The sequence below is a fragment of the Planktothricoides raciborskii GIHE-MW2 genome, assembly GCF_040564635.1.
Lineage (GTDB): Bacteria > Cyanobacteriota > Cyanobacteriia > Cyanobacteriales > Laspinemataceae > Planktothricoides > Planktothricoides raciborskii.
In genome coordinates this window covers 1,151,257-1,174,512 of record NZ_CP159837.1, presented here as the reverse complement: position 1 = coordinate 1,174,512, position 23,256 = coordinate 1,151,257, and the positions used below count along the sequence as shown (strand labels likewise).

The 23,256-nt window shown below is 43.5% G+C and carries 28 protein-coding genes and 1 pseudogene; 16 read left to right on the top strand and 13 right to left on the bottom strand.

Features of this window, described 5'->3' with window-relative positions; all coding sequences use genetic code 11:
- Window positions 1-189: 189 nt before the first annotated feature.
- Entirely contained in the window at window positions 190-1,326 is a 1,137-nt protein-coding gene (locus ABWT76_RS04890) for a hypothetical protein (RefSeq protein WP_054468468.1), read from the top strand.
- A 127-nt stretch (window positions 1,327-1,453) separates the two neighbouring features.
- On the opposite strand, the gene aroF is transcribed toward ABWT76_RS04890, so the two are convergent.
- The 5 genes from aroF to ABWT76_RS04865 form a co-directional block, all read right to left on the bottom strand.
- A complete protein-coding gene (aroF, locus tag ABWT76_RS04885; RefSeq protein WP_054468470.1) occupies window positions 1,454-2,518 on the bottom strand; it encodes a 3-deoxy-7-phosphoheptulonate synthase in 1,065 nt (354 codons plus the stop codon).
- Window positions 2,519-2,768: 250 nt separating this feature from the next.
- A complete protein-coding gene (locus ABWT76_RS04880; protein ID WP_054468475.1) occupies window positions 2,769-3,263 on the bottom strand; it encodes a PAM68 family protein in 495 nt (164 codons plus the stop codon).
- Window positions 3,264-3,286: 23 nt separating this feature from the next.
- Window positions 3,287-3,556 carry a 30S ribosomal protein S15 gene (rpsO, locus tag ABWT76_RS04875; protein WP_054468477.1) on the bottom strand — a complete coding sequence of 90 codons (270 nt, stop codon included), beginning with the start codon at window positions 3,554-3,556 and terminating at the stop codon, window positions 3,287-3,289.
- A 460-nt stretch (window positions 3,557-4,016) separates the two neighbouring features.
- Complete coding sequence (gene ruvA / locus ABWT76_RS04870) at window positions 4,017-4,646, bottom strand: Holliday junction branch migration protein RuvA (RefSeq protein ID WP_054468478.1); 630 nt, start codon at window positions 4,644-4,646, stop codon at window positions 4,017-4,019.
- A 447-nt stretch (window positions 4,647-5,093) separates the two neighbouring features.
- A complete protein-coding gene (locus ABWT76_RS04865; protein WP_354635737.1) occupies window positions 5,094-6,449 on the bottom strand; it encodes an NB-ARC domain-containing protein in 1,356 nt (451 codons plus the stop codon).
- Window positions 6,450-6,669: 220 nt separating this feature from the next.
- Between ABWT76_RS04865 and ABWT76_RS04860 the strand changes: the two genes are divergently transcribed.
- The 3 genes from ABWT76_RS04860 to ABWT76_RS04850 all read left to right on the top strand — a co-directional run bounded on the left by ABWT76_RS04860 (window position 6,670) and on the right by ABWT76_RS04850 (window position 7,877).
- On the top strand, window positions 6,670-6,948 hold the full coding sequence (locus ABWT76_RS04860) for a hypothetical protein (protein WP_190879640.1): 279 nt from the start codon (window positions 6,670-6,672) through the stop codon (window positions 6,946-6,948).
- A 376-nt stretch (window positions 6,949-7,324) separates the two neighbouring features.
- Window positions 7,325-7,552, top strand: a complete 228-nt coding sequence (locus tag ABWT76_RS04855) for a hypothetical protein (protein WP_006620406.1) — start codon at window positions 7,325-7,327, stop codon at window positions 7,550-7,552.
- The gene (locus ABWT76_RS04850) at window positions 7,539-7,877 is read left to right on the top strand and encodes a type II toxin-antitoxin system PemK/MazF family toxin (RefSeq protein ID WP_046320580.1); all 339 of its coding nucleotides are present in this window, start codon (window positions 7,539-7,541) and stop codon (window positions 7,875-7,877) included. The genes ABWT76_RS04855 and ABWT76_RS04850 overlap by 14 nt, the downstream gene beginning before the upstream one ends.
- A 126-nt stretch (window positions 7,878-8,003) precedes the next feature.
- Here ABWT76_RS04850 and ABWT76_RS04845 read toward each other — a convergent pair whose 3' ends face one another.
- From ABWT76_RS04845 to ABWT76_RS04810, 8 genes are all read right to left on the bottom strand, one after another.
- Window positions 8,004-8,255, bottom strand: coding sequence for a PIN domain-containing protein (locus tag ABWT76_RS04845; protein ID WP_072160861.1), 252 nt, complete (start codon window positions 8,253-8,255; stop codon window positions 8,004-8,006).
- Window positions 8,252-8,470, bottom strand: coding sequence for a hypothetical protein (locus tag ABWT76_RS04840; protein ID WP_054468482.1), 219 nt, complete (start codon window positions 8,468-8,470; stop codon window positions 8,252-8,254). Before ABWT76_RS04840 ends, ABWT76_RS04845 begins: the two co-directional genes overlap by 4 nt.
- 703 nt (window positions 8,471-9,173) lie before the next feature.
- Window positions 9,174-9,500, bottom strand: a complete 327-nt coding sequence (locus ABWT76_RS04835) for a type II toxin-antitoxin system VapC family toxin (protein ID WP_354635736.1) — start codon at window positions 9,498-9,500, stop codon at window positions 9,174-9,176.
- A gap of 48 nt (window positions 9,501-9,548) precedes the next feature.
- On the bottom strand, window positions 9,549-9,821 hold the full coding sequence (locus ABWT76_RS04830; RefSeq protein ID WP_054468485.1) for a hypothetical protein: 273 nt from the start codon (window positions 9,819-9,821) through the stop codon (window positions 9,549-9,551).
- 199 nt (window positions 9,822-10,020) lie between these two features.
- Window positions 10,021-10,356: a DUF5615 family PIN-like protein gene (locus ABWT76_RS04825; RefSeq protein ID WP_190879645.1), complete on the bottom strand. Its 336-nt coding sequence runs from the start codon at window positions 10,354-10,356 to the stop codon at window positions 10,021-10,023.
- The gene (locus ABWT76_RS04820; protein WP_190879647.1) at window positions 10,349-10,669 is read right to left on the bottom strand and encodes a DUF433 domain-containing protein; all 321 of its coding nucleotides are present in this window, start codon (window positions 10,667-10,669) and stop codon (window positions 10,349-10,351) included. The genes ABWT76_RS04825 and ABWT76_RS04820 overlap by 8 nt, the downstream gene beginning before the upstream one ends.
- Window positions 10,670-11,049: 380 nt before the next feature.
- Window positions 11,050-12,276: a class I SAM-dependent methyltransferase gene (locus ABWT76_RS04815; RefSeq protein ID WP_354635735.1), complete on the bottom strand. Its 1,227-nt coding sequence runs from the start codon at window positions 12,274-12,276 to the stop codon at window positions 11,050-11,052.
- A 204-nt stretch (window positions 12,277-12,480) separates the two neighbouring features.
- Complete coding sequence (locus tag ABWT76_RS04810) at window positions 12,481-12,615, bottom strand: hypothetical protein (protein ID WP_354635734.1); 135 nt, start codon at window positions 12,613-12,615, stop codon at window positions 12,481-12,483.
- A 291-nt stretch (window positions 12,616-12,906) separates the two neighbouring features.
- On the opposite strand from ABWT76_RS04810, the gene ABWT76_RS04805 reads away from it, so the two are divergent.
- From ABWT76_RS04805 to ABWT76_RS04745, 12 genes and pseudogenes are all read left to right on the top strand, one after another.
- Window positions 12,907-16,125, top strand: coding sequence for a phycobilisome rod-core linker polypeptide (locus ABWT76_RS04805; protein ID WP_375341519.1), 3,219 nt, complete (start codon window positions 12,907-12,909; stop codon window positions 16,123-16,125).
- A gap of 68 nt (window positions 16,126-16,193) precedes the next feature.
- A complete protein-coding gene (locus tag ABWT76_RS04795) occupies window positions 16,194-16,799 on the top strand; it encodes a serine/threonine-protein kinase (RefSeq protein ID WP_354635733.1) in 606 nt (201 codons plus the stop codon).
- Between the two features lie 127 nt (window positions 16,800-16,926).
- Window positions 16,927-17,088: a hypothetical protein gene (locus ABWT76_RS04790; RefSeq protein WP_354635732.1), complete on the top strand. Its 162-nt coding sequence runs from the start codon at window positions 16,927-16,929 to the stop codon at window positions 17,086-17,088.
- Window positions 17,089-17,091: 3 nt separating this feature from the next.
- Complete coding sequence (locus ABWT76_RS04785; RefSeq protein WP_354635731.1) at window positions 17,092-17,346, top strand: AAA family ATPase; 255 nt, start codon at window positions 17,092-17,094, stop codon at window positions 17,344-17,346.
- 325 nt (window positions 17,347-17,671) lie between these two features.
- Window positions 17,672-18,442, top strand: coding sequence for a hypothetical protein (locus ABWT76_RS04780; RefSeq protein ID WP_354635730.1), 771 nt, complete (start codon window positions 17,672-17,674; stop codon window positions 18,440-18,442).
- Between the two features lie 3 nt (window positions 18,443-18,445).
- The gene (locus ABWT76_RS04775; RefSeq protein WP_354635729.1) at window positions 18,446-18,607 is read left to right on the top strand and encodes a hypothetical protein; all 162 of its coding nucleotides are present in this window, start codon (window positions 18,446-18,448) and stop codon (window positions 18,605-18,607) included.
- Window positions 18,608-18,633: 26 nt separating this feature from the next.
- The gene (locus ABWT76_RS04770; protein ID WP_354636383.1) at window positions 18,634-19,464 is read left to right on the top strand and encodes a GAF domain-containing protein; all 831 of its coding nucleotides are present in this window, start codon (window positions 18,634-18,636) and stop codon (window positions 19,462-19,464) included.
- A 12-nt stretch (window positions 19,465-19,476) separates the two neighbouring features.
- Window positions 19,477-19,821: pseudogene (locus ABWT76_RS04765) on the top strand (sensor histidine kinase); the annotation flags it as partial.
- A gap of 267 nt (window positions 19,822-20,088) precedes the next feature.
- Window positions 20,089-20,451 carry a DUF2237 family protein gene (locus ABWT76_RS04760; protein ID WP_054468509.1) on the top strand — a complete coding sequence of 121 codons (363 nt, stop codon included), beginning with the start codon at window positions 20,089-20,091 and terminating at the stop codon, window positions 20,449-20,451.
- 484 nt (window positions 20,452-20,935) lie between these two features.
- Window positions 20,936-21,421, top strand: coding sequence for an allophycocyanin subunit alpha (apcA, locus tag ABWT76_RS04755; protein WP_054468512.1), 486 nt, complete (start codon window positions 20,936-20,938; stop codon window positions 21,419-21,421).
- Window positions 21,422-21,510: 89 nt separating this feature from the next.
- Entirely contained in the window at window positions 21,511-21,996 is a 486-nt protein-coding gene (gene apcB / locus ABWT76_RS04750) for an allophycocyanin subunit beta (protein WP_054468513.1), read from the top strand.
- A 212-nt stretch (window positions 21,997-22,208) separates the two neighbouring features.
- Complete coding sequence (locus tag ABWT76_RS04745; protein ID WP_072160863.1) at window positions 22,209-22,412, top strand: phycobilisome linker polypeptide; 204 nt, start codon at window positions 22,209-22,211, stop codon at window positions 22,410-22,412.
- Window positions 22,413-23,256: the final 844 nt, after the last annotated feature.

Sequence of the window (23,256 nt, the reverse complement as noted above, 5' to 3'; positions counted from 1 at the left end):
ACCTGAAAAGCCTCACGAATATGTCAGTCCAATCTCTCTACCCTCTGACCGACTCCCTAGCATTCAACATCCTTGGGTCGGAGGTATATCATCGCAAATTTTATCCTGAGAAAATAAAGCCAGCGGTATATACCTGCGATTGGTGTCACCGAAAGTTTTGCCTCAGTTGAATTTAAAATCATGCCATCTATGCCTATACCATCCCCATCTCCAAGTGACGGGTCTGCCCGAATTGATTCTCAGCAAATATTCCAGTTGATTGATAGCATCCTGCCGTTTGAAGTCTGTCTTTACTATCAAGTCCTGCCTTTATCGATCCAGGGAAGTCGCCTCCATCTTGGTATGGTCGATCCTAAAGATGTCTCTGCCCTTGATTATGTGCGACGAATTTTGAGCTATGTAAATTGTTCCTTGGTGCCAAAATCTTTAGAATCCAAAGTGCATAGTGACACCCTTTCCGCTTATTTAAAATATTCTCATTCTCGCCATGCTGCGGTATCGAGCGCTGCTGCCGCCAAACCCAGTCCGAGCAAATATGCTAAAGAGCAGGAAAGCGAACCTCCAGTTAATCAAAATAATGAATCGGCTTTAGTTTATAATCCGGCGGGGAATTTGGTGCGGACTGAACAACAAATAGCCGCCGCCCGTCGCCTCAACAAGCCGCCGGAAATAAAAGTTCCTCCTGGGGTCTCCCCATCCCTGAATGAATTGCCAGTTTTAACGGTGCATTCCGTTCATTTAGGTAAGGATCTTGAGTCACTGGCGCATTTACCACCCAATCAACTCCTGCAAGAATTATTAGCCAGAGTTTTACAAGGAGGAATTGGTCGCTTATACTTCGAGCGACAAATGCAAAAAGGCCGAATTCTTTGGAGTCAAAATGGGGTGGTGCAATCGGTATTATCTAATATGTCTGAACCTTTATTTCAAAGTACCCTGAATGAATTTAAGCGCTTAGTTAATTTAAGTTTAATGCCGGTCAAAGAACCGAAACAAGTGGAAATTTTACGTTCTTATCAAAATGCGGATTTATTATTACGCTTAAGGATTATGCCTGGGGTGAATGGGGAAGAAGCGACTCTGCAAGTTTTACGGGGAGCAGCTTTAAAATTCTATCAACAGCAACAAATTGTGGCTTTGAGTCGAGATGCTTTACGATTAGCCCATCAACTTGAATATAAAATTAACCAACTAGAGCGAAATGCTCGGAATAATCCCGATCTTATGCCCAGAGAATTAGACTCTTTACCCGTGCTGAATCAGCTTCTTCAAAAAGTAGAAAATCAAGTCAATTTTCTGCGGTCTTTACAATATAAAAAGCTGTGAATTAAAGATATTTGAATGGGATAGAATAATATGGTGTAAAAATAAGGACACGGGCTTTTTCCGTGTCCGTGAATCTGGTAAAATTACCAAATTAATTGCTGAAATTAGCCATTTCAGCCCTAGAAAATTAGGCTAAAACTGGTGTTTTTTGCTGCGGCCAACGCCCCACCGCTTTGCCAATTACAGACAGGTCTTGCATCAGTTTGTCAAATTTTGCTGGGGTTAAAGATTGTGGGCCATCGGATAGGGCTTTATTGGGCGTTGGATGCACTTCGATCATTAAAGCATCCGTTCCCGCCGCGATCGCTGCCATTGCCATTGAAGGCACATATTCCCACTTACCAGTTCCATGACTGGGGTCAATGCAAATCGGCAGGTGAGTGAGCGATCGCAACACCGGAATCACCGACAAATCCAAAGTATTGCGCGTATAGTCCCGGTCAAAGGTGCGAATCCCCCGTTCACACAAAATCACCTGGGAATTTCCGGCGGCCAAAATATACTCAGCGGCCATCAACCACTCCTCAATCGTCGCTGACATCCCTCGTTTCAGCAACACGGGTTTATTTTGACTGCCCACTTTTTTCAGCAACGCGAAATTCTGCATATTTCGCGCCCCCACCTGGATCACATCTGCTACTTCCGCAATCTTTTCTAGATCCGCTGCATCCATCACTTCCGTAATAATCCCCAGACCACTGGCGTCTCTTGCCGCTGCCAGTAAACCGAGGGCACTTTCTCCATGTCCTTGAAACGCATAAGGGGAAGTGCGGGGTTTATAGGCACCCCCCCGGAGAAACTGGGCACCGGCAGCCTTGACTCGCAGTGCCGTCTCCACAATCATTTCCTCATTTTCCACGGAACAAGGCCCAGCGATTGTCACCAAAGGCTGATTTTCGCCAAAAATCACCGACCCGGCGGGGGTAGGCACCACTACATCGCTGGCTTCCCCTTGGCGAAACTCACGACTCGCTCGTTTAAACGGCTGTTCGACTCGCAAAACTTGCTCGATCCAAGGACTAATTTCTTGGAGAACTTCTCGGTCTAGGTCAACGGTATCTCCCACCAGACCAATCACCACTTTGTAGCGACCAACAATATTTTCTGGTGTTAGTCCCCATTTGGTTCTCAGTTCTTCATTAATCCGATCAATCTCCGCTGGTGGAGTCCCGACTTTTGTGACGATAATCATAAATTTCTCAATTTTTGTGTTGCTACGTCCTTTGTCATCTATTTTATCGATCGCAGCCCTAATAAACGAAGACTTACGCATGGTATCGGCTGATCCGCAGGGGGCGGTATGTTTTTACCACCTCATCAGATTCAGCAACGGTCAAACCCTGATGCGTAAGTCTTGTATATCTTTATTTGACGGTTAGATGTTGAGTGTTGACGATTGACTCTGCCAACCCAACATTTACTGGTGATTTGACTGATGACAACTAATTTTGTTGACGTTTTTCTTTTGCCGTCCGCCATGCTTGGGTCATTCGTCCCAAATTTGTGGTAAATTCGCTCCACCCTACCAGGCTTCCAGATATTTCAGGATCCCAAGACGCCGACAAAACGCCATAGCTTAACCCTAAGACGCCCAAGCCAAAAAAGCCCAAACTCACCAACACCACCGCTGTATTCGGTAGCTCAAAAATTTCATTGATCGTAATCCAATAGCTAACGATAAACGTAGCCATCCCCAAAGCGGAAGGTATTCCACATAAAATCGCCATCCGGCGGATCATGCGATTGCTGACAACTTCCGGGATTGCCCTGTCCTCTTTGGCGATCGCCTTACTGGGTGGGTTGTTGGTGGCTTCTGCTTTGGCAGTGGGACGTGATGGTTGATTTTGCTCTGTTGCCCGATCAGCGGCTTTTTTGGCTGATTTTTTTCGTTTACCGGGTTCAAAGGGTAAGCGATCGCGTGTTGATTCCGACGACATAAGTTTTGTTACTGTTTAACCACTTAACCACGAATGCCGAGGCGGGCAATCAGTGCCTGATACCGCGCCCGGTCTTCGTTTAGTATATAGGACAGCAACCGCTTTCTCTGGCCAATCACTTTTAGAAGTCCTCGACGGCAAGCGTAATCTTTGGGATTATTTTCTAGGTGTTGGCTGAGTTGTTTGACTCTTTCGGTGAGAATGGCAACCTGCAAATCAGCGGATCCGGTGTCCGTTTCATGCTTTTGGTATTCGTTGATGATTTGTTGTTTGACTGGTTGTGGCAAACCCATTGATTTTTTTTGATTTTTCTAAAACAGCAATTTTTAATCATAGCAAATTCTTTTCGATTGGGTCTAGGGGTTTTCATCTATTTGCCTGATTTTTTTGTGAAAGCGCGGTTTTGGGGTGTGGGGCCGCCATCGGTGTGGGGTGTAGGGGGAAGAGAGGGTGTAGCCCTTCGGCAGGCTCAGGGTAAGAGGTGTAGTGAATAGTGAATAGTGAATAGTGAATAGTGAATAATGAATAGTGAATAGTGAATAGTGATATTTCTTTTGTACGGGCGTCCTTGCGAAGCCCATGCCGTCAGGCTATATGGCCATTCGCCCCTACGACTTTTCACTTTTCAATGCATCACTTTTCAATGCATCACTTTCCCCCCCCACACCCCAACCAACAACCAACCAACAACCAACCAACAACAATCAACAATCAACAATCAACAATCAACAATCAACAATCAACAAATGACAATTATTGACTGAGAAGCGCGATCGCCTGTCTAATCCACTCATCCGCATCGGTATCCGCCGATAAATGCGGATCTCGGCTGAGACTGGTCAGAGTAGCCATGACTTCACTGGGGGTATATCCCAAAGCGAGTAAGGTCATTTCTATATCCTCTTGGAGGGCTGGGTTTAGCCCTGGAGTGGCTGTGGTCGATAAACCCGATCGCTGATGCCATTCTGCCAGCTTGGTTCTGAGTTCCAAGGCAATGCGTTCAGCGGTTTTTTTGCCCACCCCAGGGGTTTGAATTAGCACTTTGGTGTTGCCGGTGACGATCGCCTGCACTAAGTCCGTCATGCCCAAGGTATCCAGGAGGGCGATCGCCAACTGAGAACCAATCCCACTCACACTGATTAACTGGCGATATAAGTCCCGTTCCGCTACTGATGCAAAGCCATATAATATCCACTGGTCTTCCCGAACTTGTAAGTGGGTAAATACTTGAATAGGTTGCCCGACGCTCGTGGGCAACTGCTGCATCATCCGAGGCGGAATTTGCAAGTCATAACCGATATGATTCACTTCTACGGTGAGAATAACTCGACAAGGAGCGATTTTTTGCACGCCGACGACTGTGCCTTTGAGATAGCTTAACATTTTTTGATTAGTTATTAAATATTAGTTATTAGTTATTGGTTATTAGTTATTGGTTGTTGGGTAGGGATTCTTTGGTTGTTGGTTGTTTGTTATTTATGGTTCTTTATTAGGGTTAGGGTTGGGAAATTGTCTCAGAAATCCCTAGAATTCCTTGACAATTTTAACCATAAGAGAAATCAGGTACTCAAGCATCGTTGCGCCTATCTCAATGGGGCTTTTGGTGCCTAAATTATCTAAGTATTTCTACTTATAGATTAATTTAATGGAGATGCTCCCGAAGCAACCAAGCAAAGAAACCAAGAAACCGGGTTGCTATCAGCCATAAGGTTTGGTGACAAAGATGGTATTAAGTCTTTGGTAGGGTGCGTTAGTAGGGGTAAAATTTAGGGTTCAAATTAATTATCTTCATTCCCGAATAGACGCTTTTTTTTATTCAGCTTTTTTTATTCAAAATTGGTACGGTCTCAATACAGGTGACATTCCATAAAGATGATCGGTTTTTTCTATCCAATAACGACGGCAAAGAGATTGTAGGATATCCAGTAAATCGGCATATGGCATCGGGGCAATTTCTAATAGTTTGACCAGGGCGATCGCTTCATTTTCTTTAGCTAATAGGGATAAAAGTTGCTTTTCTGGTTCCGATAGGTAAGCCAACGGTTGCTGTAAAATATCTTTCAAATCTTGGGGAAATAATAAAGGCTGATTTTGTAACACCTCAGTCACGGTTAAGCCTAATTCAACCATAAAATTCGCCACAGTTTTTAACCATAACGGGTTGCCTTGATAATGATCGATGAATCGGGAGCCGTTTGCTTCCGGTTCTAATCCTTGTTCGGCGATAATTTGGTGAGCGGATGCAGTGTCTAACCCGGTCAAGATTAAGCTAGGGGTATTTGGGTGTTTAACTTGAGCAATTTCTCGCGGGTATTCCCAACCAATCAAGAGAAAACAACTTTGATGCGATCGCTCTTTAATTTGTTTAAAGAAACTGCGATAATCCTCATAGTTTGGTTGATAATGACCGGCCAATTCTCCCCGCATAAACAGGTAATGGATATCATCTAAAATAATTAAACAGCGATGATTTTGTAAATATTTCATCAGGTTGATCGGGGGTAACGGTGAAGTTTGATTATCCCCCTGGGTAAAAATTTCGGTTAAATTATTTTGCAATTGGTTAAGGGTCGGGCAAGTTTCCAGGCTACGCCAAATCACATATTCAAATTCATGTTTAATTTCTTCTACAAGTTTTATCCCCAGGGCGGTTTTGCCCATTCCTATGATGCCAGTAATGGTTAAAAGTTGTGCTTTTTCTGTGAGGATTTCCTTTTTGAGTAGTTCCAGTTCAGCAGTACGATTATAGAAGCTGCCTAACTTGGGCATTTCACTTAAATCGTGATGGAAACTTGGGCTTTGTTGGGGGTTAGATGTTGCTTGATTTTGTGGGGTTTGGTTGGGTGTATCTGGTGGTTGTCTGGCTTGTCCACAAAAGTTAATGCTACCAGCTTGAACGTGATCTTGTACAACATTTGAAAATAATGAGATTTGCCACCTCTTTATTGTCGAGCGAAAATTTGATTTCTTAACCTCTTCTCCCAACTCCTCTGAAAGTGTCTGCCATAATTTTGCTCCAACATCCCGAACATAACTCTCATTACAGTGCTTTTCTTGGGCAATTTCGCTGTATTTCTTACCTTGCAGAGTTCCCCGTGCGATCGCCTGTTGCAAGTCATCAAGGTGTTGCCCGGTCTTAGCAAACACCAGAGCGTCAGCCATTTTTAGCACTTCATCAAGATTCATGGATTCGGGTAGATTTCGTGATTTTCCGTATTATAGCCAACATTTCCTAGCATTTTCCAACATTTTCTGGCATTTTCCAACATTTTTGACGCGGTGGAGTTGGGGTTGCCGACAAAATTGCCAACAAAATCGAGCATTTTAGCCTAGACAACGCTTTGATTTTTAAGGAAAATTAGAATCATATCAATCTGTGTAAACCTTAAGAAATTTTAGAGAACAAATGGCGTACAGTAGCTGGCAATCAGCAGGTTTTTCTGATGATGAAGGTCATCCTCTCGAATACAGGGAACGCGACGATGGTCGTGTTTTCCTGTTAAGAAGAGCAGGGCAGACACACGATTATCCACACTGGACTGTAAAATATTCCAAAAATGGAGATATTGAAAATATCCACTTCTCTGATCCTCACAACGATGGCTATAGATGGGGAAGTAAAGAAATTAGAGATGCCTACCCAAATCTTGTCAGTCTTGCTATATCGGTAGCTCGGTCTCTGTAATTAAGAGCGTGACTCTTGTAGGCTGGGTTGACGCGAGAAAATCTAAAAATTCGACTAGACGCATCATTTATAAATAAAAAGGTGCGTCTATTCGGATTTATCAATCTCGGTAAAAATCTAAAGTTTGTCGCCGCAAACACGCACCATACCAATAAAGAAACCGGGTTTCTATCAGCATTTTGGTGGGGTGACAAAGATGGTCTAAAGAAACCCGGTTTCTGAAGCCCTCAGCAAGCAACCAAGCAAAAAAACCGGGTTAGAAACCGGGTTTCTTGGTTGGGTGACAGAGATTTGGTGTCAATTACCGAGTTTCTGAATTAAGTTGATCGCTGATGCTATAATCAAATAATCATATCTATAACGATCAATAACTAAGATGTCGCCCGCTAAAGAAATCTCAATTTCCTTACCAACATCCCTAGTACAATTTATTGAGAACTATAAAACCGCCAAAGGATGTCAATCCCCTGACCAAGTGATTCAATTAGCTTTAGAATTATTGAGAAATCAAGAACTAGAATCCGCTTACAGAGAAGCATCTAGTGAAATTGATTCCGCTTGGGATATTACAATTGCCGATGGATTAACCGATGAAACGTGGTGAAATTTACTATGCTAATCTCAGTCCGGCGGTTGGATCGGAAATGGATAAACGCCGCCCCGTGCTTATAGTAAGTAACGATGCAAATAACCGCGCAGCGGATACAGTGACAATTCTACCCATTACCTCTAATGTGACTCGCGTTTACCCTTTTGAAGTGTTAATCAATCCGGAGGATAGCGGTTTATCCAAGCCTTCCAAGGTGCAAGCGCAGCAGGTGCGAACTATTTCTAAACAAAGGATCGGTGGGGATGCAGTGGGTTTTTTGAGTCAGGAAGTTATGCAAATAGTAGAGACTGCCCTCAAACTCCACTTAAAGCTAGATTAAATTTCCTCACGATCGCCATTGATTCATTCACCTTTATTTGTGGTTAAAAAAGCGCGATTGCGCCAAAATCAACCAAGTAAAGAAACCGGGTTTCTATCAGCATTTTGGTTGGGTGACAAAGATGGTCTAAAGAAACCCGGTTTCTGACGCCATCAGCAAGCAACTAAGCAAAGAAACTTGTAGTGCTAAATCAATCCAGACTTGTACATCCATTGATAGCCCGAGTCTATCTTTGGCAATGAGCATTGCTACTTCCCAGCAACTAATCGCACAAATCCCAATCTGGTCTGCTCCCTGAATGATTTCTCCGGCGTGAGGAGCTAGTTTGTCGGATTCATTGACCCACCAAAGCCAAGCATGAGTATCGAGAATAATCATTCGTCTGTTTCCCAAGGCTCATCAATGGGAGAAATCAGGTCATCCTCAAAAATAATACTTCCTTTGAGGGGGTTGTTTTCAATATCAATAGATGACGGTGTGCTTTCCTGGTTTTCTAACACAATGACGCAGATGGTTTTTCCTTCCCATTGGGAGGAGTATTGAGACGGAATGTTAATGATGCCGTTGTGAAGAATCGTTTTAAATGAAATCATAGGTTAACAGAATTAAGGATGTGTATCTAGTTTAACCACCTCTTTGGTAGGGTGCGTGTTTGCGGGGCAAAATTTATGGCTCAAATTAATTATTTTCATTCCCGCCGTAACGCACCAATAGCCAAAAAGGTACTCAAGCAACCAAGCAAAGAAACCGGGTTTCTATGAGCATTAAGGTTGGGTGACAAAGATGGTCTGAAGAAACCCGGTTTCTCTGTTGCCCCCAAGCAACCAAGCAAAGAAACCGGGTTTCTAGTAGGGGCCAATGCGAGAACGCCCCTACTAGGTTGGGTGACAAATATGGTCTAAAGAAACCCGGTTTCTGGATAGAGGCGATCGCCTACAGTCTTTGGTAATCTTTGGTAGTCTTTGGTAGGGTGCGTTAGTCGGGGGTAAATTTATGCCTCCAATTAACCATCTCCATTCCAGACGTAACGCACCTTTATTGCTAAATATTGGTGCGTTACGGCGGATTTATAAATCTCGGTAAAAATCTCAATTTTTTCGCCGCAAACACGCACCCTACAATAAAGAAACCGGGTTTCTGCGATAATGTTGATTGGGTGACAGAGATTTGGGTAAGAAACCCGGTTTCTCTGTTGCCCCCAAGCAACCAAGCAACCAAGCAAAGAAACCGGGTTTCTATGAACCCCCTGCTTGGGTGACAAAGATAGTCTAAAGAAACCCGGTTTCTGGGATTTTTCTAACCATCAACAACTACCAAATCTACCCCGCAGCGAGTTGCGGCTTCTGCCAAGCGGCGATCGAGTGTTGCAATTGGCAATTTTAATCGTATGGCTAACTCTAAATATGCCGCATCATAAGCGGCTAAACCTTCTTTTCTTGCCAGATAAAATGTTGAAGAGAACGCCTTGCTATCCGTTGCTTCGTCAACGTGAATTAACAAAGATTGTAACAAAGCGATCGCTAATTGTGATTGCTCCTGAGTCATACGGTTGCGTCGTTCCGCCACCAGTAGAGTATTCGCGACTTCTAGTGACCAAATTGCCGGTACAATCGTTATTTTCATCGACTAAGCACCAACTAATTGCGATCGAACAATCTAAGACAAAATGCATTAAAATCTCCGCCCTTCATCAATCATTTCTCGAATAAAATTTGGTGACAACGCCACTTGTTGCTGCAATTTTCGCATTTGCTCAATGGCTTGTTGAATTGATTCTTTAGTGGTCAACTTCCCCCAGGCATTATACTTGGATTTAGTTTCTTCAGATAATAACGGCTGTACTACTAATACTACTTCAACCGCAGTATTTTTTAAATTAGCTGGCATCGTAATTTGGAGAATACCATCGGTTACCACATGAGAATTCAGCTTAATTGTTTCCATCTCTTTTGCTCCAGAAAAATCTATTCTATTTTATCTCAAATTAGTCTAAATTTACCAGGATATTGATAATTCATCTTACAACCAAAGAAACCGGGTTAAAAACCGGGTAACTTTGACGAAACCCGGTTTCTTGTTTCGGTGACAAAGATGGTCTAAAGAAACCCGGTTTCTGGATAGAGGCGATCGCCTTGCAATCATATCAAATATATTCAATTCTTCCGCTCATTTCTTCAGGGGTATAGACTTCATAAATTAAAATCAAACTACGGATAATCTCCCCAACGGAACGAGAATTAGGCGCACAATAGACAATCCCCGGATAATCGGTGATATCACTGGCCATAATTAGAAAATCATCATCATGGGTGACTATCACCCGCTGCTCTTCACGAATAAATGCCAGATGTAATTCATCACTTTGAGTCCGCAACCCTGCATCTAATGTTGTGGTTACATCTATGCCATAACGACGTAAACCCCGCGCAATATTAGGGTCAATATGCTCGTCCAAATGAAACCGAATTTTCTCACTCACCTCTAATTGCCCTCAACTTTTCTTGTAACGGAGATGGGGGACTATTGCGCTTTAATTCTTCTACCCGCATTCGACTTTCAGCGGTATGACGATCGATTTCTGCTCTATGATCATAATAATAAGTCATTGCTGCATGAACCGATGCCAAGGATAAATCATATTTGCCCGCAATTTCTTCTAGAGAAATTCCCATTTTTAGATACATTTCAGCGATATGTGCTACGGCAATTCGATGACCGGCAATGCGGGGCTTACCACCAAGGACTCCTGGTGTAATTTCAATATGTTCTGTGATGATTGCTGGCTGAGGCATTTTATTGAAAATCTCTTATTTGCTAATGTTTAAGCTACTTAATCCTAGCATAAACAAATGAAGGGCGATCGCACCGAAATCAACCAAGCAAAGAAACCGGGTTAGAAACCGGGTTTCTTTGACGAAACCCGGTTTCTTGGTTCGGTGACAGAGATGGTCTAAAGAAACCCGGTTTCTCAAGCCTACGTCTTTGGTAGTCTTTGGTAGGGTGCGTGTTTGCGGGGCAAAATTTATGGCTCAAATTAATTATCTTCATTCCCGCCGTAACGCACCAATAGCCAAAAATGTGCTCAAGCAAACAAACCGGGTTTCTATCAGCATTTTGGTTAGGTGACAGAGATGGTCTAAAGAAACCCGGTTTCTAAGTATTTTTCCTATGCTTAACCTTGAGCCGGTGAAAGTAAAATAATTTGTCGTTTTTGCAGACTCCGCACCCCATCCAAATCTAGGTCAACTTTGGCTAATATTTCGGCGATAGTCTTTTTGGCTGTTTCAGAAGAATTAGCGGTTTCACAAGCTTGGAGAAATTCAAATTCTGCCGGGGAAAAATCGACGATTTGGTAGTTATAGTCAAAGACTTGTGTGCTTGGCCATCCATGTAAACAAGGACTGATTTCGGGATAGGCTGCTTTTAATGCTTCATCATTCGACCAGTCAGCGATCGCTAATGGGGGACGAGTCAGGAAAAACTCATAGTGAGTTACTTCTGGATCGAGTAATTCAATCAGTCGATACCGTTGGCGATCGCTCAACTGTTTTGCCCGTTCCATTAACTCTGGTTCCTTGCCCAAAAGTCGCTCTAAATTCCAATAATCTACATTAGAAAACCCTAAAAACTCTAATCCTGATGCATCAATAAATTCAAATAAAGTGTCAATATTGTAGTCAATTTCTTGAGGATGCACATACATATCCGCAAAACTGGCATCCCGGTGATTTTCCATTGCCCAACGTTCTTTTTCCCGTTTCAAAATCCGGTTATTTTCTGGTAATGCGGCAAAAATTTGCCGCCCAATTTTCACCCCTTCTTGATAGGTTTCGCCTGTGGGTCGATCGAGGCTAGAATTTTGTTGTAACAGCCCGATCGCTTTCTGCATCAGTTGAATTTCCCAGCGACCTAACTCTGCATAGACAAAAATATGAAATAAACCCCCCTGCGCCAACTTAGACGCCAAAGCTTTAATCCCCCGAATTGGATCGGGTAAATGATGCAGTACCCCGACACAATTAATTAAATCAAATTCTCCCTCCAGTTGACCCACATCATAAATACTTAAATGATGAAATGTCACCCGGTCTGCCCCAGAACGTTGACAGCGTTCTTGGGCGACCTCCAATGCCCCGCTACTTAAATCAATAGCGGTGATATGGGCTTCCGGGTTGAGGTGAACTAAATAATCGGTTCCCACCCCAGTACCACAACCGGCATCAAGAATCCGAATGGCCTGATTTTTTGGTTTTTGTCCGGTGCAAAAACTATAAGCAACCGGCCAATTCCAGCGCCAGTTATATCCCGGTGGGGGTTCATCTAAGAGGGTTTCTGGGGGAAACGGGTAAGTATCATAAAGTTGTTGGACTGCCTGACTAATGTTACTTTCAGAATTCATAATTTATCCGTGATTGATGATGGTTATTTTCCCGATTATTTTAACCTTTTATCGACTTTTTTTATCGTGCAATAGGAAAAAATTTTTTTACCTTTTTTGTTCGGTCAGTTTTCCGCAAATATTGCCAAAATCCGAGGTGATTTTTCCGTAATTTGCCGGGGTAAATTTAACGATTTTTACCCGTTTTCCCAATTATCAAAGGAATCAGTAGGCTCCAATGGGCGATCGCTTGGTAGTTGCCCGTGACTCGCGATCGCTGGGCGATCGGGTAATCCGCGAAAGCTTTAGAACTCCTCTTTTTCTATAAGCAGTTAGTAATTTGCAATGAAAGCGTAACAAAAGTTATCTTTTTTCTCAGTTTTTCCCATGAACCCATAAGATCCAATGGTGGGTCTATCGTAAGATTTCTACACAATTCTTAATAATTGAGAGGTTAAGGCCGAATCGTTTTAATCTAAATAAGATTGTGTTGATTAAACCCAGACGGTCGAACCAATGGCATGATTCACCGTCCCCGAATCGAGGGAAGGCACTCTGGAATTGTTAACCATGACTGGAGTGAAAGTGCCGATTAACTATATGAGTTCGGTTGAATCTAGTAATATCTGTGTTGGGAGTTTTTGAAATCGCATGAGTGTAAAGGCAAGTGGTGGAAGCTCAGTTGCACGTCCGCAACTATATCAAACAGTGGCCGTTGCAACCATTTCGCAAGCGGAACAACAAGATCGCTTCCCAGATAATTCTGAATTAAGCGAACTGCAAGTATTTTTTCAATCCGGCACCAAGCGGTTAGAGATTGCGGAAGTCCTGACTCAAAACTCAGAACTGATTGTGTCTCGTGGTGCGAACCGGATTTTCACTGGGGGTTCTCCCTTGGCTTTCTTAGAAAAGCCAGCGGACGATCGCCCAATGGAAATGACCAAAGCAGGCGATCCGATGACCCTGCAAGAAGGGATGAAACTGGGAACTGTCACCTATGTGGAAAGTAAATCCAGCGGTGGCAATATCTTTAGCCGGTTGGGTGAGATTTTTTCCACAGCCCCAGGCGGTGGACCAATTCCCCCAGGGTTCCAACCGATTAACGTTTCCCGCTATGGTCCATCCAATATGACCAAATCCTTGCGGGATTTGTCTTGGTTCTTGCGTTATATTACCTACGCGATCGTGGCCGGGGATATGAATATTCTCTCGGTGAACGTGCGCGGACTGCGGGAAATCATTGAAGGGGCTTGTTCTTCGGCGGCGACTATTGTGGCCATCCAAGGAATGAGACAAGCCAGTTTGTCTTATTTCAAGGGAGATGCAGAAGCTCAAAGCCTTGTCGGTCAATGCTTTGACTTGGTATTAACTGAGTTCCAAGGTTCTACTCCTTCTAATAAGTTGCGCCAACGGCCTTCAACCGATCAACAAGGTCTAGAACTGCCTCAGATTTATTTCAATGCATCTGAGCGTCGGCAAAAATTTGTGATGAAGCCCGGTTTGTCTTTCTCTGAAAAACAATCAGTGGTGAAGGCAGCTTATCGGCAAATCTTTGAGCGGGATATTACTCGTGCTTATGGCTTGAGCCTGTCTTACCTGGAGTCTCAGGTAAAAAATGGCGATATCTCTATGAAAGAGTTTGTCCGTCGTTTGGGCAAATCGCCTCTATACCAAAAACAGTTTTATGACCCGTTTGTGAATAGCCGGGTGGTGGAATTGGCTCATCGGCACTTCTTGGGCCGGGGTCTTTCTAGCCGCGAAGAGTTTAATAAATATTTCTCAATTGTTTCTAGTGGCGGTTTATCCGCATTGGTCGATGCCTTGGTAGATTCCCAAGAGTATTCTGACTACTTTGGTGAGGAAACGGTGCCTTACCTGCGCGGTTTGGGCCAAGAGGCTCAAGAATGCCGCAACTGGGGCGTGCAGTTTGACCTGTTTAATTACAGCGCTCCCTTCCGCAAGGTGCCACAGTTTATTACTCTGTTTGCGGATTACACCCAGCCGTTGCCGGATCAGCATCCCTATGGCAGTGGCAACGATCCTCTGGAAATCCAGTTTGGCGCGATTTTCCCGAAAGAAACCCGGAATCCCAAGAACCGTCCCGCACCGTTTGGTAAGGATAGTCGCCGGATTCTGATTCATCAAGGACCGGGAATTAATAACCAGTTGAGCAACCCAGGGGCACGGGGTGAAAATCCCGGTTCTTTGGGCGCTAAGGTGTTTAAGTTGACTGGAGTTCCTCGCGATCGCGCCCGTAGTGCCAATATCAGTGGGATTGAAGCCAGCACCCAAACGGTGATTGATGCCGCTTACCGCCAAGTCTTTGGCCGTCCCGTGTATTCGGGTCAGCGTCTGACAGTGGCAGAGATTAAGTTGGAAAACCGCGAAATCACCATGCGCGAATTTATTCGCCAAATCGCTAAGTCTCCAGCTTTCCTGAAACTGTACTGGACTCCCCTGTACGTCTGTAAGGCGATCGAGTATATCCATCGGCGTTTATTAGGACGTCCTACTTATGGTCGTCAAGAGATGAATGCCTATTTTGATATCTCGGCGAAGAAAGGTTTCTATGCTTTGGTCGATGCAATTATCGATAGCAAAGAATATGAGGAAGCTTTTGGGGAAGATACCGTTCCTTATGAGCGCTATCTGACTCCAGCGGGTCAATCCTTACGCAGTACCCGTGTTGGCAGCATTGCCGATAAGAATCTCAAGATTGTTAAGGAAGAAACCCCGCTGTTTATCGAACTGGGTGCGGTGGGCGATCGCAGCTTGCCCGATGTGGAAATGCGGATTGCCCAAGGGGTCAGCAAGCGGCGCGAGCAAACCAAGGTGTTCAAGCTCACCAACCGGACTCCCGTGGAAGCCCAAAACGTCATTCTGGCGGCTTACCGGCAAATCTTTGAGCGCGATCTCGATCCTTATATCATCAAGAACGAGTTCAGCGTCCTGGAAAGCAAACTGCGGAATGGGGAAATCACCGTTAAGGAATTCATTGAAGGCTTAGGTTGTTCCAAACTCTATGTTAAAGAGTTCTACACTCCCTATCCCAATACCAAGGTGATTGAACTCGGCACCAAGCATTTCTTGGGTCGTGCGCCCTTGAATCAGCAGGAAATTCGCAAGTATAACCAGATTCTCGCGGCTCAAGGTCTGCGTGGTTTCATCACCGCAATGGTGAACAGCATGGAATATCTCCAAGCCTTTAATGAAGATACCGTGCCGTTCTGCCGCTTCCCGACCCTGCCTGCGGCTAACTTCCCGAATACGGAAATTCTTTACAACCAGCTAACCAAGCAAAGTAAAGATATCGTTGTGCCCAGCTTTAAGCCGGTGAAGTCTGGTATGTCTCAGACCACCGAATCCGCTGCTCAATTTGATGTGGTGGAAATCGGGCGATCGGTGAACGGCGTCAGCCCTCAGCCGGTGGCCGTCCAGAAAGCCGCCCGGATTCACCGGATCGCGCCGAACAGTGGTGTGGAGCAAGTGGAAGAAGGCATCCAAGCAATCTATCAACAGATTATGGATGTTTACTCTGAGGAAATTCCCCAAGAGTTTCGCTTGTTGGACGCTGAAGCTAAACTCCGCAACGGAGAAATTTCCGTGCGCGAGTTTGTCCGCCAGTTGGCCAGTTCCGATGCTTACAAGGCTCGGTTTGTGACTCCTTATCCGGCACCGAAGGCCGCTGAGTTGTTGTGCCGTCACCTGTTGGGTCGCAGTTCCATACTTCCTGGCGCTACCCCAGAAGTGAATCAGTGTGAGCAGTTGATGTTAGACCAAGGATTGGCTGCCGCTGTGGATGCTTTGGTGGATGGTGCAGAGTATGGCCGCTACTTCCGTGAGGATGTGGTGCCTTACAAGCGTTCCTAACTTCTGATTTCACCTTTCATTTCTAATGTTTAACCCCTGGTCTGTTGATGAGACTGGGGGTTTTTTTGATGCGTTCGCGCAGGAGCGTTGCGGATGCAATATCGCGTCAGCGTTGCGGATGCAATATCGCGCAAAATCTCTCCCTCCCCGGCGTCGTCAAAGTAGATAGCCTGGAATACCATCAACAAAAGCCTTTTTTGGTGTTTCAGGACATTGGGGGCATCTCCTTAAAGAAATATCTGGCAGGTCGTCCTCTACCTTTACTTAAATTCTTGGCGATCGCCATTCAAATTACCAAGATTGTTGGCGAAATTCACGGTGGCAACATTATTCACAAAGATATTAATCCCAGTAATATTATCATCAACCCCTCTACCAATGAGGTGAAAATAATTGATTTTGGCATTGCCACCCAACTGAGTCGAGAAAATCCCACAGTTAAAAATCCCCATGTTTTAGAGGGAACTTTATCTTATATTTCCCCAGAACAAACTGGCAGGATGAACCGGGTAATTGATTATCGCAGTGACTTTTACTCTCTTGGGGTTACTTTTTACGAACTCCTCACGGGAAAACTGCCATTTACCAGCCAAGATCCACTGGAATTAGTCCACTGTCATTTAGCCACCCAACCCCCATCTCCTCTATTTGTCCCGAAATTACCTCAAATTTAGCTAACATTGTGCTGAAATTGATGGCGAAAATGCGGAAGAACGTTATCAAAGTGCTTGGGGTTTCCTGACGGATTTACAAGAATGTCAAAGGCAGTTTAATGCCCTTGGTTTTATTGAACCCTTTGCTTTGGGAGCGTGGAATTTTGCCGATCAATTCCATATTTTCCAAAAACTCTATGGCAGAGAAGCGGAAATTGCTGAGTTAATTAGTGCCTTTGAACGAGTTAGCAGTAGTCTGGGCAAAGAACCGGCGATCGCTCATGGATACGGGGTAATTCTCTCCAATTAAATAATGCTTATTAGCGGATATTCCGGTATCGGCAAATCAGCGTTAGTGGCAGAAATTCACAAAGCCATTATCGCCAAACGGGGCTATTTTATTAGTGGTAAATTCGATCAATTGCCAACTCATATTCCCTACTCAGCCTTAATCAATGCTTTTAGAGAATTAATCGAACAAATCTTAACAGAAAGTGAAGAGCAACTACAAGAATGGCGAGAAAAAATATTCTCCGCATTAGGGAAGGGCAAATTATTATTGATGTGATTCCTGAATTAGAGTTAATTATTAGTTCTCAGCCTGCGGTGGCTGAAGTCGGGCTGGTGGAAGCCCAAAATCGATTTAATTAATCTTTTATTTAAATATTTTATTTATCCGATATTTCTGTAACCCAGAACATCCCTTATTCTTATTATTGGATGATTTGCAATTGTCAGACTTAGCGAGTTTAAATTTTACTGATTAAAGGCTTGTATTTTCCTGGAATGTTAAATAAATTAAATGATTATTTATCTTTTGCATTAACTAGCAAAAATCAATTAGGTTAGGTATTGATGTCTTATTCGCGATTAAAAAATTTATCATTTCCTTCGTGGGAGTTGATGCCGAGGAAATTGACAGCACAATTGAAAGGGATAAGGATATTAGCGATCGCGAATTTGTTAATCGCTGTAAATCTTCTGAATCTTTGTTTGCTTTGACCATTTATTATATCTGTCAAATGCAACTCTGTTGTATGACTCAGGATTTTGCCCAAGGCATCCTATATATCAACCCAACCAAAAAAATCTTAACCAGTATCTTGGGATTTACTTTATCCTCAGAATATTACTATTATGCTTCCTTACTGATGTTAAATCAGCCCAATTGGTATCTTTATCTGAATGAAATCAATAAAAATCAGCAAACGATGAGCCAATGGGTGAAAAGTTGTCCAAAAAATTTCCAACATAAGTTGCTGCTGATCGAAGCGGAACAAGCGCGGAGAAACGAAAATATTCTCGCAGCAATGGATTTATACGATCGCGCGATCGCCTTAGCGAAAGAAAACGAATTTCTCCAAGATCATGCATTAGCCAATCAAATGGCTGGTTATTTTTATCTGGGTTTAGGGAAAGAACACTTTGCGAAAATTTACCTCAGCCAGAGTTACTCTTCTTACGATCGCTGGGGGGCGAAAAACAAATTAAAACAACTGGAAGCCAACTACTCTCAATATATCCTCCAAATTGGTAATTTCCCTGAGTTTAACACCACAACAATTTCATCTTATCCTGGGGATAATAATGCTAATGCTTTTTTAGATTATGCGGCATTGGCGAAAAATTATCAAATTATTTCTCGGTTTTTAGAATTAGAATAACTTTTGAAAAATTTAATGACAATTTTTATTAAAACCGCCAGATCACCAAGGGGTTATTTAATCGTGAAATCCGGTGATAAAAGTTATGTCAAATTAGATAAATGGAAAATCGAAGCTATTGGAGAAGTGCCAGGAGATGAGCAAACGGCTATATTGAATAATTGACTTAAAAAAATCAGCTTTTTAAGTCAATTATTCAATATGTTATTCGCACTAAAAAACCTTTGGTTTATCAGAATGCTAGTCAAGAAATTAGCCAAAGTAACGACTCTTACTTTAAAACCCATCAACCCAAATCAATCCTCTGTATTCCCCTATTAAATCAACGACGGTTAATTGCCTTAGTTTATCTAGAAAATAATTTAGCTACTGGGGTGTTTACCACGAAACCCATGGAAATATTGCAAATGATATCCACCCAGGCAGCGATTTCTTTAGAAAATTCTCGGCTTTATGCTTCCTTAGAAGAAAAAGTGCAGCAACGGACTGAGGAATTAGAACAAAAAAATCAGAAGTTATCCCAAACCTTAGAGGAATTGCAGCGCACCCAAGTCCGATTGATTCAATCGGAAAAAATGTCTGGATTGGGACGAATAGTTGGCGGAATTGCCCATGAAATTAATAACCCCATTAATTTTATTTCTGGCAATGTGATTTATGCCCAGAATTATTTTGATGAGTTACTATATCTGATTCATGCTTATGGAGAGGAATTGCCCCATCCCAGTCCCATGATTCAAGAGAAAATTGAAGAGATGGATTTGGACTATCTGCGAGTTGATGTGAAAGAGTTATTGACTTCTATGAAATATGGCTGCGATCGCATTGCCAAGATTGTCCAAGGATTACGCACTTTCTCCCGGTTAGATGAAGCTGAAATGAAACCCGTGGATATTCATGTCAGTATCGAGAGTAGTTTAATGTTATTGCAAAGTCGGATTAACGGTGAAGCAAATTTGCGCCAAGTAACCGTGGAGAAAAATTATGGCAATTTACCCAACGTGATTTGCTATGGCGCCTAATTAAATCAGGTATTTTTCAATCTTTTGACTAATGCGATCGATGCTTTAGCAGAAGTGCGATCGCTTTCTGAGTCTGCCCCTAAAATCGAGATTCTCACCGAGAGAACTTCTCAAGACACTGTGAGAATTTTGATTCGAGATAATGGGGTGGGTATTCCAGAAGCGATTAAAGGCAAAATATTCGATCCCTTTTTTACCACCAAACCCGTCGGACAAGGGACAGGGTTAGGACTCTCCACCAGCTACCAAATTATCGTAGAACAACATGGAGGGCAATTAACTTATGAAAGTCAAACCAATCAAGGCACCGAGTTTATCATAGAGATTCCCATTGCCCCCAAAATTTCATCTATATAGGTGAACATAATAAGTAGACGGGCAGAAATAAATGCACCACAGACCCCATTAGAGGATGCATAGGAAAGAGGATGCATAGGAAAGAGTAAAGAGTAAAGAGTAAAGAGTAAAGATATTCTCTCTCCTCTCTCCTACGAACCTCTTTACTTCCTACAGGCGGGAATCCAAAGCCTATCGGCGGGGAACGAAAAGTGCAATTAATTATGTTCACCTACTTAGACTAATAGGTTTAAACCAATCCATCCAACCATCACATCGGAATTACTTATGGCTGAAGCAAAAAATGTCTTAGGCGAAACCCTGGAAACTTGCTGTACCAATCCCGTCACCGGATTTTATCGCGACGGCTGTTGCAAAACCGGCCCGATGGATTTTGGCAGCCATGTCATCTGTGCCCAAGTCACCGAGGAATTCCTCGAATTTACCAAATCTCGTGGCAACGATTTATCCACCCCCATGCCTGCCTATCAATTTCCGGGACTGAAACCGGGCGATCGCTGGTGTTTATGTGCCAGCCGCTGGCAAGAAGCCCTGGAAGCTGGAGTGGCGCCCCCGGTCATTCTCTCTGCCACCCATGAAAAAGCCCTAGAATTTGTTTCTCTGGAAGATTTGCGAAAATATGCAATTTAATTGTTAATTGTTATTTGTTATTTGTTATTTGTTGTTGGGTAGGGATTCTTTTGTTGCTTGTTATTCGTTGTTTGTGATTGGGGGGAGGAATTGTCCCATAACGAATCACCAATCACATTACATCCAAGAGGTAGCAACACATAAGTCCCTGAAACTCTTGTAATGAAAGCATAAGAGGTTAATCATGGGGTGGGTGAATCGGCCAAAAATTAACGGATTTGTAAAAAAATATTAAGCAAATCGCTCAAGTGTTAACCTAATGCTGCAAAATAGCGATACTTACAAAACTGAAGTCAAAGAAAAACTGAATTGAGTTTCTTTGGGTGACGTTATCCCGTACAATATTGTCGGGAGCAGCAGAGAGGCTCAAATATGAGTCTTTAAGTAAAAAAACTTAAAGAATCTCCGCTTTCTCACCCAAACCCACAATCCAGATCAATCTTTGACCTATCTGGACATCATTCTCTTTTGGAGGAAGTAATTAATGAGTATCGTCACGAAATCCATCGTGAATGCCGATGCTGAAGCTCGTTACCTGAGCCCAGGCGAATTAGATCGGATCAAGAGCTTTGTCACCACCGGCGAAAAGCGCCTCCGCATCGTTCAAATTCTCAGTGAATCTCGTGAACGCATCGTCAAGACCGCTGGCGATCGTCTGTTCCAAAAACGTCCCGACGTGGTGTCTCCTGGTGGAAACGCCTACGGCGAGCAAATGACCGCCACCTGCCTGCGTGACCTGGACTACTACCTGCGTCTCGTCACCTACGGAATCATCGCTGGTGATGTGACCCCCATCGAAGAAATCGGCATCGTTGGTGTTCGTGAAATGTACAAATCTCTGGGCACCCCCATTGATGCAGTGGCACAAGGCGTCCGTGAAATGAAGGAAGCTGCTTCCTCCTTGCTTTCTGCCGAAGATGCTGCCGAAGCTTCTTCCTACTTTGACTATGTAATTGGTGCTATGTCCTAAGAGTTAATCCTCTGATTAATTCTTTAATTCTTTCCGCACCTTTTAGCCAATTGTCACCAGATTAAGCAGTTTAAGGAATCATCAAAACAATGCAAGACGCAATTACCGCTGTAATTAACTCCTCCGACGTCCAAGGTAAGTACCTCGATAGCTCTTCCTTGGCCAAGCTCAAGTCTTACTTCGCAACCGGCGAACTGCGCGTTCGTGCTGCAACCACCATCAGCGCCAATGCCGCTACCATCGTCAAGGAAGCTGTGGCCAAGTCCTTACTGTACAGTGATGTCACCCGTCCCGGTGGCAACATGTACACCACCCGTCGTTATGCTGCTTGCATTCGCGACTTGGACTACTACCTGCGCTACGCCACATACGCTATGTTAGCTGGCGATCCTTCCATCCTGGATGAGCGCGTGCTCAACGGTCTGAAGGAAACCTACAACTCCCTGGGTGTACCAATCGGTTCTACCGTGCAAGCCATCCAAGCCATGAAAGAAGTCACCGCTTCTCTGGTCGGCCCTGACGCTGGCAAAGAAATGGGTGTTTACTTCGACTACATTAGCTCTGGTTTGAGCTAGTATAGCCACCCTGACAGGGAAATGCTACAAATCATAGCATTGTCTTGAGTCTATTGAGGTCAGGGAAGTCAAGAGTGAGTTCTAGCTGGTCGAGGGCTTATCTACAAGATGAGTTTTGACGAGTTAGGATTGACTCTCGACTCCCTGCCTTTAATTTTGATAATCTCAATTGACATTTACAATTTTCTCAATTAAATCAGGAGAAAAAACTCATGCGTATGTTCAAGGTGACGGCTTGCGTCCCAAGTCAAACTCGTATTCGTACCCAACGAGAATTGCAAAACACCTACTTCACCAAGCTAGTGCCTTATGATAACTGGTTTAGTGAACAGCAAAGAATTATGAAAATGGGTGGCAAAATTATTAAGGTTAAATTGGTCACTGGTACGCCCGGAACCAACACTGGGCTGCTGTAATTAACATTCAGCGATATGAATTTCGATGACTGAATCGACCCAACACAAATATTTAGAACTGTGTGTAGTATAGATTCAGGCTCAGGTGGGAAAACCTCTGCTGTTTCAGGGATGGGATGGATAGAAACACGGTGGGTTTCAATTCTCTTAAGCTAAGGTTATTTTCCTTGAAAAAGCAGAGGATATCTCACTTAGTTGTGTTTTTCAATGTGTTTTTCAATGTGTTTTTCAATCCGGTTTTTCCCTCTCCATAGTTCTCCCTCCAGCATTTTTCAGTATTGCTTGTTTAAGACTCAAAACTAATTAGATTATCTTGAGATTTTCGGGTGTTCATCGCATTTCAGGTCAGCTTGAACCACCGAATGATTTTCAGTATTTGGCCAGTATTTGATAGCATTCCCTAGGGTGGGCTTTTGTAAGCATTCAGGTATCAGCTTTCAGTTTTCAGTGGTGATGCCGCGATCGCTGTTGTTACAGGCTATGGCCAGGATACATTGCCAAGAGAAGACTGGAACTAAGAACTAAAGTGTTCGGCTGCGTTGATTTACACTGACGATCGCTTATGCTGCCTCTTTCCTAGGTGTCCTATTTACTCTTTGAATGGCTAATGGCTAATGGCTAATGGCTAATGGCTAATGGCTAATGGCTAATGTCAAATCTATTTGTAATAATTTTGGCAGTAAAAAAATAAATTTTTCAGAAATTTGCTCTAGGGATCTCAATAAATTTATAAAAGGGGTTATAATCAAAAAAGAGGGCTTGACATCCGGCCATCGGATCTGGAAGTAGAAACGATGAGACTTGGATAACTGTAAGACAAAAACTTACCAAGGGTAAGTTGAGT